The sequence below is a fragment of the Serratia marcescens genome, from assembly GCF_006715005.1.
In the GTDB taxonomy this organism is placed as follows: Bacteria; Pseudomonadota; Gammaproteobacteria; order Enterobacterales; family Enterobacteriaceae; genus Serratia; species Serratia montpellierensis.
The window spans coordinates 2,810,431-2,823,287 of the sequence record NZ_VFMJ01000001.1 but is presented as its reverse complement, the minus strand read 5'-3'; the positions used below and the strand labels follow the sequence as shown (position 1 = coordinate 2,823,287).

Below are 12,857 nucleotides of genomic sequence, written 5' to 3'. Positions count from 1 at the left end.
AGACTAAAATGAAGAAGATTCTTATTGATAATCGGTGGAGCGGTTCAGGAGGCATAGGGACATTCTCAGAACAAATAAATGCTATCAATAATTATTCTGATGCCGGATTTCAGGGCGAACCATATAGTCCGTTAGATTGTGTTAAAACAACCCTGAAGTTGTTTTCAAAGAAAGGGCGCGTAATATTTTTCCCTGGCTATATCCCCCCGCTGTTCTCGCGGGAACCCTATGTCTTCACCATACATGACCTTAATCATATTGACAGGTCGGAAAACTCCAGCTTTTTCAAAAGAATTTTTTATCGATTCGTCATATTAAACGGTTGTAAGAAAGCCCAACTTATCTTTACCGTTTCCGAGTTTTCGAAGAAAAGAATCGTCGAGTGGTCCGGCGTTGACGCCAACAAGGTCATCAACGTGGGTAATGGCGTATCGGAAGACTTCACCCCGGTGGGTGATACCTTGAATTTCCCTTTTGACTATTTTCTTTGCGTCAGCAATCGCAAGGCGCATAAGAATGAGTTTGGCACCCTGGCGGCCTTTAAGCAGGCGAATTTGCCGGAACATGTCAAATTGCTGTTTACCGGGAAAGCCACCGAGGAGATCGAACGTAAGATCGTTGAGTTGGGACTCAGCGACCGGGTGGTTTTCACCGGCTATATCGAAAGCGAGGCCCTACCAAAACTCTATCGCGGGGCACGTGCGCTGATCTTCGTTTCGCTCTATGAAGGGTTTGGGCTGCCCGTTGTTGAGGCTATGGCGAGTGGTGTACCGGTGATAACCTCACACACAACTTCTCTGGGGGAAGTGGCGGGCGATGCAGCGCAGCTGGTTGATCCGGAGAATATCGGTGAGATCGCCGGCGTTATGACCAAAGTCAACCACGATGAAGGGCTGCGTGCGCAAATGAGGCAGGCTGGCCTGCAACGGGCTAAGAAGTACTCATGGAATATGACGGCGAAACAGGTCGATGAGCAGTTGAATAAGATCCTATAAATGATTATATGAGAGAGCTTGTGTGGTCGATAAAAAGGTAATGGCAAAAAATACCTTCATGTTGTATGGCCGAATGTTACTCATCATGTTCGTGACATTCTATACATCAAGAATGGTTTTGAATACGTTAGGGGTTTATGATTTTGGCTTATATAGCGTTGTTGGCAGTATAATCGTTTTATTTTCATTTATACAAAACGTTTCTGCACTGGCTACTCAACGTTTTTTATCTGTCGGCCTTGGCAAGAACGACCATAAATGGACCAACAGCGTCTTTAATGTCAGCATTATTGTGCATCTCATTATTTGTGGGCTGGTCTTAATTTTATCTGAAACAGTCGGGCTTTGGTTTTTACTGCATAAGCTTAAAGTACCCGCTGAGCGTTTAGACGATATCTTCTGGGTCTACCAAGTCTCGATCGTTTCGTTGATTTTCCAGATTATGCAAACGCCGTTTATGGCCTCGTTGATCGCCAGCGAAAAGATGGATCTCTTTGCCAAGATCGGCATCTTTGACGCATTTCAGCGCTGGCTAATGGTATTCTTGTTTACCCTGTTTTATTTCCAGAATAAAATAATCAGCTATTCCTTGTTCCTGCTCGTTGGTTATGTATTGGTATTTGCCGTTTACGTATTGATATGCACGAAGAAACTCAGCATATGCAGGATAAATATACGCGTTAAAGAAAATATCGGCTTGATTAAAGAGATCTTCTCTTTTTCAAGTTGGTCGATGATTGGCTCTTTAAGCGTGGTGGGGTTGTCTCAGGGGATCGCCCTGCTGACATATTATTTTGTCGGCGTTATTGCCAATGGATCCATTTGGCTTGCAGAGCAAATTCTGGTCGCTTTCAATCGCATCATTGGCACCTTACAGACCGCTATCAACCCGCAAATAATCAAGCAGCATTCCATCGGCAACAGCGATCATGTCACCTCGCTGATCTCGCTGTCATGCAAACTAACGGGGTTTGTGGTGATGATCTCGGCAATCCCGGTGTTCATCGATGCGGACTATATCGTCAGTCTCTGGCTTGGCCAGGCACCGCCTTATCTGACGGGGCTGATAAAAATAGTCGCCATATATATTCTGATTGATTCGCTATCTGGCCCCTATATTACCGCTATATATGCTGTTGGAAAGTTGAGAAACTACCAGTTCATCGTGTCGGCGATCATGATGCTTTCGCTGCTGTTGACGTTTATACTGTTTACCCTCGGGGCTTCTGTTTATGTAGCGGTATCCGCCAGGATCCTGTGCGCATTCTCTCTATTGGTTTTTAGAGTTATCTATGTAAATAGAATTGCAGGGGTAAGTGCCAGTCAATTTATTTTCATCGACCTGCCAAAGCTTGGTTTTGTTGCATGCGTTGCCGTTTTTGCTATGCAGTATATGAGCAATTATCTGCCTGGCGGATTTGTGGGGTTAGTTCTGTTGACTGCCATTAATTTAGTTTTGGTTATGCTTGCTTTCTCTTTTGTTGTGTTGAAAACAGAAGAGAGAAAGCAAATTATACAATTGATTAAGAATCGATTTTAAATTATTTATAGGTATCTTTTTTAAGGTGGGAATAATGAGTTCTAAGTATAGTGTCTTAACCTATGAGAGTGACATTTACGTTAAGAGAAACTGGATTAATTTAGGGGACTACGTACAAAGTACGGCAGCGAAGCAATTTCTGCCCTCTGTCGATGCCTTTATCCCCCGCGATCATATGAACGCTTACCAGGGCGATCCGGTCAAGATGATCATGAATGCCTGGTACATGGACTTGCCGGAGAACTTTCCACCTGCCGAGAGCATCAATCCTCTGTATGTCTCAATTCATATCAACTCCACGATTGTTGATAAAATCTTTACCCCCGAATCCATCGCGCATTTCAAAAAATTCCAGCCGGTTGGATGTCGTGACTTCTATACCCGCGACCTGCTGATTTCGAAAGGCATCGATGCATATTACTCCGGTTGCATGACGCTGACTCTGGGTCAAACCTATAAACGCGATAATGTCACCGATGACGTTTACTTTATTGACGTTATGTACGATTCCATGACACTGCCGGAACTGATGCGTCAACCGTTAAGATTTGGGAAACGCCTGCTGAATGGTCGCGCTTTTGAGTTTGCTCATCGCAATAAAGTGTTGAAAAAACACTTCGATGCGGACTTGCTTAAAAACGCCAAATTTGAAACGCAAATCATACCGTACATCTCCGCCGAAGAAGGCTTCAAGTTGGCTGATGACTTCCTGCGCCGTTTGGCGAATGCCAAGCTGGTCGTAACCTCGCGGATCCATACCGCGTTGCCTTGTTTGGCGATGGGTACCCCGGTGATCTTTGTTAACGGCGGCTTTAAAAACAAAATCGACAATTGCCGTTTCGACGGCCTGTTCGATTTCTTCAACCGCATCGATGTGGATAGCAACGCAAATTCAACCACCAACTTTGAGTTCAAAGGCGAGAAGATTGGTTTGCACAGCGAAATATCAAATAAAACCCTGCACCATGAGTACGCAGCACAGCTTATTGAAAAGTGCCGCTCCTTTGCCTGATTCGGTGCGCGCTTATCTTGGCTGTCAAAAGATAAGAGCGGTTAATTTTAAGCGGTTTCCGCTTCTTTTCGTTCTTCTCTGGGCTTTTGCATGTAACCGCGACGCATGAGCACTTAACTTAATAATTGAGGATAACAATGATTCTTCCTGTAATCATGGCCGGTGGCACGGGCAGTCGTTTATGGCCAATGTCTCGCGAGCTTTATCCCAAGCAATTTTTACGCCTGCACGGCGAACAGTCGATGCTGCAGGAGACGGTATCCCGTCTGGAAGGTCTGAATGTCGGCGCACCTTTGGTCATCTGCAACGAGCAGCACCGTTTTCTGGTCGCCGAACAGCTGCGACAGATTGACCAATTGGCCAATAACATCATTCTCGAACCCGTCGGCCGCAATACGGCGCCGGCTATCGCCTTGGCAGCGTTAAGCGCGGTCGCCAAAGGTGAAGATCCTCTGCTGTTGGTGCTTGCCGCCGATCACGTTATCGAGAACGTCGATGCGTTTCATCGGGCGGTCGATTCCGCTATCCAATTTGCCGAGCAGGGAAAACTCGTGACTTTCGGTATTGTGGCGACCGGCCCGGAAACAGGCTACGGCTACATTCAGCGCGGAGCGCCGCAGGAAAATGCAACCCCGGCATTCGCCGTTCGGCGTTTCGTGGAGAAACCGGACCTGCACACTGCGCAAGCGTATCTGACCAGCGGTGAATATTATTGGAATAGCGGGATGTTCCTGTTCCGAGCGAAGCGCTATCTGGAAGAGTTGGAGGCTTTCCGCCCGGATATTTTGGACGCGTGCCGGCAGGCAATGGCAACCTTGCAGCCGGATGCATTGCAGGACTTCATTCGTGTCGATACCGCGGCGTTCACGGCTTGTCCGGATGAATCGGTAGACTATGCCGTGATGGAGAAAACCTCCTCCGCGGTGGTTGTTCCGCTGGATGCCGGCTGGAATGACGTGGGCTCCTGGTCCGCATTGTGGGAAGTGAACGAGAAAGACAACGACGGCAACTCGCTGAACGGCGACATCTTTACCCACAATGCCGCCAATTGCTACATCAACACCGATGAGATACTGGTTGCGGCCATCGGCGTAGAAAACCTGGTGATAGTCAGCACCAAAGATGCGGTGCTGGTGATTGATAAATCGCAGGTGCAAGACGTGAAAAAAGTCGTTGAACATCTGAAGAAAAGCGACCGGCGCGAGTATCGTCTGCATCGCGAGTCATATCGCCCGTGGGGGCGCAACGATAAGGTCGTCAATACGCCTCGCTACCATGTCAATCGGGTGACGGTGAAACCCGGCGGCAAGTTCTCTTTGCAGATGCACCATCACCGCGCTGAACATTGGGTGGTGTTATCGGGCACGGCACAGGTGACGCTCAATGAGAAGAGCTATTTGCTGACGGAAAATCAGTCCACGTTTATCCCTGCCGGTGCGTCCCATATGTTGGAGAATCCAGGGAAGATCCCGCTGGAAGTGCTTGAGATCCAATCAGGTTCGTACCTGGGTGAAGATGACATTATTCGTATCAAAGATCATTACAGCAGTTGCTGAACAGGAAGAGATCATGTCAGAAGCATTAACGTGTTTTAAAGCCTATGATATTCGCGGGAAGCTGGGAAGCGAATTGAATGAAGATATCGCCTACCGCATCGGGCGCGCATACGGAGAATATCTGCGTCCCAAGACCATGGTGCTCGGCGGCGATGTGCGCCTCACCAGCGAGTCGCTCAAATTGGCCCTGGCGCGCGGCCTGCAAGACTCCGGCACGGATGTGATTGATATCGGCCTTTCGGGTACCGAGGAAATCTATTTCGCGACGTCGCACCTGAAAGTGGATGGTGGGATTGAAGTGACCGCCAGCCATAATCCGATGGACTATAACGGCATGAAGCTGGTGCGTGAGGAGTCCAAACCGATCAGCGGTGATACCGGTCTGCGCGATATACAGCGGCTGGCGGAGAACAATAGCTTCCCTGCGGTGAATGACGCTGCGCGCGGCGGCTATCAGCAGCTTTCAATACTCGATGCGTACGTGCAGAAGTTACTGAGCTTTGTGACGCTGGATAACTTCACTCGTCCGCTGAAGCTGGTGATCAACTCCGGCAATGGCGCTGCCGGGCATGTCATTGATGCGATCGAGGCTCGTTTCAAAAACGCCGGACTGCCGGTCGAGTTCATCAAGGTTCATCACGCGCCGGACGGTAATTTCCCGAATGGCATTCCTAACCCTCTGCTGCCGGAATGCCGGCAAGACACCACCGATGCGGTGCTTAAGCACGGGGCAGACATGGGGATTGCCTTTGACGGCGATTTTGACCGCTGTTTCCTGTTCGATGAGCGCGGTAACTTTATCGAGGGGTACTACATCGTCGGTTTGCTGGCCGAGGCATTTCTTGAGAAAAGCCCGGGTTCGCGCATTATTCACGATCCTCGTTTGAGCTGGAATACCATCGATATCGTTGAAAAGGCCTACGGCATTCCCGTGATGTCGAAAACCGGCCATGCGTTCATTAAAGAACGTATGCGCAAGGAAGATGCCGTGTACGGCGGGGAAATGAGCGCCCATCACTATTTCCGCGATTTCTATTATTGCGATAGCGGCATGATCCCGTGGCTGTTGGTGGCCGAACTGCTCTGCATTAAAGGCAGAAGTTTGGGCGAGCTGGTGAACGACCGGGTGGCCGCCTATCCGGCATCGGGCGAGATCAACAGTTCTTTAAGCAATCCTAAAGAAGCGATCGATCGGGTTTTGGGTAAATACGAAATGGAAGCCGATGCCGTCGATCACACAGACGGTATTAGCGTTGAGTATGACAACTGGCGCTTCAACCTGAGAAGTTCGAATACGGAACCGGTGGTGCGGTTGAATGTGGAGTCACGCGCCAACGTTGAGCTAATGCAGGAAAAGACAGAAGAGATACTGCAGCTGCTGCGTAGCGAATGATTTTCTTCGATGGGCAATAGGATGATATTGCCCATCTTTATATTTTTTTATTGATAGCTTCATGTGAAATAAAATTCTGATAATAAGGTGTAGACATGTCTCGGGATTTAAGCGTTGGATTGGTCGCTGATTGGTTAGTGACGTATGCGGGGGCTGAAAAGGTAATTGCTGAGTTTATTGAAATTTTCCCAGACGCTGACTTGTATTCAGTGGTTGATTTCTTATCTGACGAGAATCGGCAGCTGTTCAAAAATAAAAAAGCAACGACCTCGTTCATTCAGCGTCTTCCGAAGGCCAGAAAAAAATATCAGACCTATCTGCCGTTAATGCCGGTGGCCATTGAGCAGCTGGACGTTTCAAAACACGACGTCATTTTATCCAGCAGCCATGCGGTGGCCAAAGGGGTTCTGACCGGGCCGGATCAGTTGCATATCAGCTATGTTCACTCGCCGATCCGCTATGCCTGGGATTTGCAGCATCAATATTTGCGTGAGTCTGGGATGGATAAGGGGCTTAAGGGCAACCTGGCTCGTTGGTTACTGCATAAAATAAGAATGTGGGATTGCCGCACGGCGAACGGCGTCGATCACTTTATCGCCAACTCGCAATTTATTGCACGACGTATAAAGAAAGTCTACGGGCGGGATGCCGATGTGATTTATCCACCGGTCGACGTCGAACGCTTCACCTTGAATGAAAATAAAGAAGATTATTACTTTACCGCATCACGCATGGTGCCTTACAAGCGAATCGATTTGATTGTTGAGGCCTTCAGCCAGATGCCGGATAAAAAACTGGTGGTGGTTGGCGACGGTTCAGAGATGACGAAGATCAAGTCAAAGGCGACCAAAAACATTGAGATCCTCGGTTATCAACCTAACAGCGTGATGCAAGAACATATGCGGAATGCCAAAGCCTTCGTGTTCGCCGCGGAGGAAGATTTCGGCATTACGCCGGTTGAGGCGCAGGCTTGTGGAACGCCGGTCATCGCTTTTGGCAAGGGGGGAGCGTTAGAAACGGTCCGGCCGCATGGTGTTCAAGCTGCGACGGGGATCCTGTTTGGTCAACAGAACGTGGCGGATGTCATCAACGCGGTGAAGCAGTTTGACAACCTGGAAGGCAGCATTCTGCCTGCCGACTGCCGAGCCAATGCGCTGCGTTTCTCACAGGAAAGATTCCAGCGCGAGATGAGGGACTATGTGCAAGAGAAGTGGAACCTCTTTGAAGAGAGTAAAAAGATAATTTATTGAAGTTCTTGACTGTATTTTTTTAGCTTTCTTATATTCGTGCTGAATATCGCTTGATATATATTCATCATAAATTTTCTTCTCTATGTATGCAGACGGTGCAGCCATGAATAGTAATGTCTCTTATCAACCTAACCATATGCGCTGGCTAGAAGCTCTACGTGGCATAGCGTGCCTTTCTGTTGTGATTGAACACTATCTTGATCCTAGGGCGCTATATTTTTCTTTCGGGAATTTTGGCGTCATTGTTTTTTTCATTATCAGTGGATACATTGTTACAGCGACAACAATTAAGAAGAAAGACGAGACAGTCACGTCTTTCTTAATGCTACGTATAGGAAGATTATACCCTGCATATATCGTGTCTGTGCTTTTGTCATTTCTAGTATATTCGGCTACGTGGTATGAGTTACTCGGTAATTTTACAATGCTCCAGCGCTTCTTTGGCGTGAGGGATATTAATGGGGTTTATTGGACGCTACAAATTGAGTGGGTTTTCTATTTCGTAATCGCCGCGTGTTTAGCTTTTTCAGGTGTAACGGGGAATAAGTTGAAGGCGGCTTTTTTATCATTTGTTTTCATTTCCTTAGTTTTTGGTGTTATCCGCTATTATATGAACATCAAGGCACCTTCTGCGGTGCCAATAGGTATTAGTGTCATCCTGATCTCATCAATTTTTGTCACTGAGAAAGATAGTAAGCAGCGGTGCTTATACGGCTCTATTTTTGTCATTTTCACTATCATTGCATCGTCATTTTTGTCTTACAGCAAAGATTGGGGATATCACGAGAATCCATACAGATTTATTAGCTCAGACTTAATAGCAATAGCAATGTTTTTACTCTTTAAAAATTTCTCACTCCGTTCTTCTTTACTGGAATTTTTCGGTAAAATATCGTTTTCCCTTTATCTTTTTCATCAGCCTTGCGCGGTGTTGGTTAAGCGGTATATTACTGAGGAACATGTGTATGCGGTTATTTTATCATTCGCTTTTTCAACCATACTCTCATTATTTATATTTAAGATGTTAGAAGAGCCGGTGAATAAGAAGGTAAAAGTACTCGTAAAAAGACACATTTTAGGTAAGGCGAGCGTTAATTACACGTAAGGTAAAAGATAAGACTGAATTAAAACTTTATTTTAACTTGTTTATTGCTCTATTTTAGTGTTCTATGATAAAGTTTGTGTATAATTTAATGACTAATGATTGATTGGTTTATCTTAAATGAAGATAAGAAAAGTAAGATTGATGGCGATTATTGCAACGTTACTTGTTAGCGTTGATGTAATTCAGTTCTCTGGTCTGAGGCTGACGCTTATTCCTTTACTCTGTTATGGTGTTTATACTATATATAAAAAAAGGTCGATAGATAAATGGCTTATATATGTCATTCTATTTGCCGTCGCTTGCCTGCCCTCGGTTCTATACTCTCCGCTCCAGGGTAAGTCACTGGGTTATGTGCTATGGATAATATTTAATTATCTCTCCGTTTCGATTGTTTATAAAAACCTTGTTGCTGCGGATGAATCACAAGCCATTCTTGGTGTCAGAGATGCCTATAGAATACAGGTAATTATTGGTGCAATTCTCTACTTTACCGGTATTCAATGGCGAGCACAGGTCTTATATTATGAGCCATCTTATTTTGCGCTTTCTCTGACGCCATATATTGTTCTGGTCTTTAGCGCTTATCTTAAGAGCGGCAGGGCGGGGGCCACACAACAAAAATATGCATCTCCTATGGATGTTGCCTTTTTGCTTGTTGCGCTGTATACAACCAAAAGTGCCAATATGCTTTTCGTTTTCCTTATTGCAGCGATAGTTCTCTCTCTGTATGGGAAAGGTAAGTTTAAAAAAATCATTGTTATGATTGCAATGTGCTCTGTGGCTTGGCTTGGAATGTCGTGGTATTCTGAAAGTAATAACGACTTAATATCAGAGACTTTCCAGAACTTTTCTAATTCTGCTAATTTATTTGATGCTGCGATGGACCGAACAGGGAACAGGTGGCCTCGCGCACAGTTAACATTTGATACTGCTTTTAATACATTCTTTGGGGTTGGCATAGGGACCTTCCAAGAATATACCCTAACGACGTATTTGCCTAAATTCTCTGGAATGCCAGAATATATATCGCCATTGGGTAATGAGCCTATCAATATCTATTTTGAGATCGCGGCAACATGTGGGTGGATGGCATTGGCTGTGTGGTTAGCATGGCATTTTAAACTGCTTGCAGAAGCTAATCGTGATAAGTCTAGTGCGCCAATCATCGTTTGTTCATTGATAGTTGCTATGTTGGCATTATTTATCGAATCTAATTTCATGCGGCCATACTACTGGATGTTGATAGGTATGGTTATGGGACAGATTTCTTATGCCAAATGTCATCGTGATGAGGGAAGTTAATGGTATCTCGTAGAAAATTGCTGAGCATTGCGTTACCTGCTGCGGTTGCATTACCTATTTCTGCTTCAGGGCGGAGTGGGGATAATGTCGCCCGACCGAGCGCTGCTACTTCATACGACAGTGTCGCCAGCCTGAAGTCTGCCGCCGCAGAAAACGGCGCAATCGCTTGCCTGTTGTCTTATCATGAAGGAGGACGCATTGGCGGTGGTTTGCTTGTTCATTCGGTAGGCAACGACATCAAAATTAACATGATAACCACATACCCTTCTGCGAACGGCGTGTGGTCACGGGTTATGGATAGAACGGGCGCCATTGACGCTTCGTTTGCCGGCATGGTTCCCGATGGGAAATATGATAATACTGCCGATCATATAAATCTTATCAATTACGCCGATCAAGAAGGTATTGATATATCATATGGTTCTGGTGTCTATTATCATTCAGGTATTGTTGAGAAGAAAGCTTCATTCTCCTGCCCAAACCTTATCGGTTGTGGCGGACGTCGGGCTGACAAAGGAACAATCCTGAAGTTTTCAAGCAATAGCTTCATGAAAATTAAGGGCGGATCCGGTATTCTCTGTTCATCCAATATCTCCGGGATTCATTTCTCCGGTGATGGGGATAATAATGGCATTCTTATTGTTGCTGACCAGTGTGGCCTCTCTATTGAACGCTGTATATTCTCAAACTGCCATATTGGCATTAGGATGATAAACGAAAGCAGTAAAGGATTCAGTGAGTTTAACGTTCTGGATAAATGTACTTTTTCTGCGTCGTGCAGCACGGGAATTTCTTATGAAAGAGACAAAGGCAATGAGTCTTTTCATGGCACGGGGTTGAGTGAGTGCATCTTTCAACAGCAGACCAAGGATGATAACTCACCGCATGTTTTAATCGGCAAAAACTGCCTGGTGTATAATGCACCGATGTCAATTCACGTTTTCAGGGGGCTATCTTCCTCACCGATTATTCAACACGACGGACTACCGCGTTCTAATTTTTATGGAATTATAACGGTTGAAAAGCATCCGAAAAACACTATCGATTTGGTTTCTGGTGGGGTGCTGTACATTGTGGGGAGTGTCGTTTGCCTGAGTGAAAATCTGGCTACAACCAAGACCGTGTTTTGCAGCCGATTCCAGGCTAACTCTGATGGTTCGGTTAACTACATTAGAAATCCGGCCTCTCTCTCCGGCACATTCGAACAAACGGATAGCGTTGATGTTATCAAGTTTAACTCTGGAGAAAGCGCCTTTATAGACGTTTCTATCATGTCGCCGGCGGGGATTGAGCGGAAACTGGTCTTTGCTGCTGTTGATCGGGATGGCAATGGTATGATATCTGACACGGCTCTTTCGCCGATGAAGTCGAAACTGGCACATGATTCCATCATATCGTTCAACAAATCGATGTTAAGCATAACCAGGCCCAGCAGTGATGGGCGCCAGTGGATCGTAGATATTTCTTTTGTGGCAAGCCGGTTGCAATATTCGATGAAATAAACGCATTATTTAGTGATGTCTGTCCGGTTTGACAGCAATATGCGTTTCTTCTGAATGTTCAATATGTGCTGCTTATACTATAAATTTCTTTTTTATTATTTTTTTATTTTATTAACCAATACCTCTTACTATCTGAATCAGTTTTTCCGCCGATAGCTTCCATGAGAATCGCTTAATGTTCTCATGCCCCTTCCTAATCAGCTGCAACCGCAGTTCATTCTCTCGCAGAATATCCTCCATTGCGTGAATCATTTCATTCCCACTGAATGGGTTGAAGTACAGGGCGCTCTCTCCCAAGATCTCGGGGATAGACGCCTGATTCGAGGCCAGCACGGGGCAGCCGCATGCCTGCGCCTCCAGTGGCGGAATACCAAAGCCCTCATAAAATGATGGGAATATGAAAGCGTAAGCGTTTTGATAGAGCCTAATTAACTCATTATCATCTACTCGCCCTAAAAATTCTATACCTTCCATTTTAGCATCGGTATTATGATTCTTATAAGATAATTCCTTGAACAAGTCCCCAATGATTTTTAGCTTGATATTCCTGCTGCTTGGCAATTTTTCTTTTAATGCCAGGAAAGCATCAATCATTCCGCGATGGTTCTTGTGAAAGTTTTTTGATGCAACAGCAAGAAAATAAACGTCGGGAGTATCTTGCTGTTTGGGCTGGAACTTATCCTCTACGGCATTATAAATCACAGAGGTTTTATCTTGTGGGTATTGATAAGCGTTGGTTATTTCTCTCTTAGAGAATTCGCTCACGGTGAGAAGATGCTTGGACGTTCTAATCATCATCGGTACCAAAAGCTTGTAAAATAAAAGAAAACTTCTGGAGTAGCTTTCGGGATATCTTAGATAGGTGATATCATGATGAGTGATGATTTTATTTTTATAAGCGATAGGACCGGTGCTTCCTAAGTTTATCAGCAATGGAGAGCCTTTTCTCATCAAGTAAGCGGGAAGCTCAACTTGTTCCCATAGATGCCCATGCGAGAAGCCTACTTGTTTTACACGCAATTTTTGTGCAACATCCTGCCTCAACACTCCTTGCGGACAGACAAAAATAATATCATTGTATTTTTTACATAGTTCTAATGAAATCATTTCTGCAAATCTTTGAACTCCAGTTATTTCCTGCGTCAAAAAACGAGCATTAATATATATCATCGTATTTAGCTATTATCTTTTTAAGAGTACTT

Annotated in this window: 10 protein-coding genes; 9 read left to right on the top strand and 1 reads right to left on the bottom strand. The window is 45.4% G+C overall.

Going from position 1 to position 12,857, the window contains the following annotated elements; translation table 11 throughout:
• Nucleotides 1–8: 8 nt before the first annotated feature.
• From FHU12_RS13585 to FHU12_RS13545, 9 genes are all read left to right on the top strand, one after another.
• Entirely contained in the window at nucleotides 9–995 is a 987-nt protein-coding gene (locus tag FHU12_RS13585; protein ID WP_141969930.1) for a glycosyltransferase family 4 protein, read from the top strand.
• Between the two features lie 22 nt (nucleotides 996–1,017).
• Complete coding sequence (locus FHU12_RS13580; protein ID WP_141969928.1) at nucleotides 1,018–2,535, top strand: MATE family efflux transporter; 1,518 nt, start codon at nucleotides 1,018–1,020, stop codon at nucleotides 2,533–2,535.
• Between the two features lie 34 nt (nucleotides 2,536–2,569).
• Nucleotides 2,570–3,547, top strand: a complete 978-nt coding sequence (locus tag FHU12_RS13575; RefSeq protein ID WP_089185725.1) for a polysaccharide pyruvyl transferase family protein — start codon at nucleotides 2,570–2,572, stop codon at nucleotides 3,545–3,547.
• A gap of 137 nt (nucleotides 3,548–3,684) precedes the next feature.
• Nucleotides 3,685–5,103 carry a mannose-1-phosphate guanylyltransferase/mannose-6-phosphate isomerase gene (locus tag FHU12_RS13570; RefSeq protein ID WP_089185726.1) on the top strand — a complete coding sequence of 473 codons (1,419 nt, stop codon included), beginning with the start codon at nucleotides 3,685–3,687 and terminating at the stop codon, nucleotides 5,101–5,103.
• A gap of 13 nt (nucleotides 5,104–5,116) precedes the next feature.
• Nucleotides 5,117–6,496: a phosphomannomutase CpsG gene (gene cpsG / locus FHU12_RS13565; RefSeq protein ID WP_141969926.1), complete on the top strand. Its 1,380-nt coding sequence runs from the start codon at nucleotides 5,117–5,119 to the stop codon at nucleotides 6,494–6,496.
• 95 nt (nucleotides 6,497–6,591) lie between these two features.
• Nucleotides 6,592–7,746: a glycosyltransferase family 4 protein gene (locus FHU12_RS13560; RefSeq protein ID WP_141969924.1), complete on the top strand. Its 1,155-nt coding sequence runs from the start codon at nucleotides 6,592–6,594 to the stop codon at nucleotides 7,744–7,746.
• A 103-nt stretch (nucleotides 7,747–7,849) separates the two neighbouring features.
• Nucleotides 7,850–8,851, top strand: a complete 1,002-nt coding sequence (locus FHU12_RS13555) for an acyltransferase family protein (protein ID WP_185742309.1) — start codon at nucleotides 7,850–7,852, stop codon at nucleotides 8,849–8,851.
• 141 nt (nucleotides 8,852–8,992) lie between these two features.
• On the top strand, nucleotides 8,993–10,153 hold the full coding sequence (locus tag FHU12_RS13550; protein ID WP_185742308.1) for an O-antigen ligase family protein: 1,161 nt from the start codon (nucleotides 8,993–8,995) through the stop codon (nucleotides 10,151–10,153).
• The gene (locus FHU12_RS13545) at nucleotides 10,153–11,655 is read left to right on the top strand and encodes a hypothetical protein (protein WP_141969918.1); all 1,503 of its coding nucleotides are present in this window, start codon (nucleotides 10,153–10,155) and stop codon (nucleotides 11,653–11,655) included. Before FHU12_RS13550 ends, FHU12_RS13545 begins: the two co-directional genes overlap by 1 nt.
• Nucleotides 11,656–11,766: 111 nt before the next feature.
• Here FHU12_RS13545 and FHU12_RS13540 read toward each other — a convergent pair whose 3' ends face one another.
• Complete coding sequence (locus FHU12_RS13540; protein ID WP_141969916.1) at nucleotides 11,767–12,825, bottom strand: glycosyltransferase family 4 protein; 1,059 nt, start codon at nucleotides 12,823–12,825, stop codon at nucleotides 11,767–11,769.
• Nucleotides 12,826–12,857: the final 32 nt, after the last annotated feature.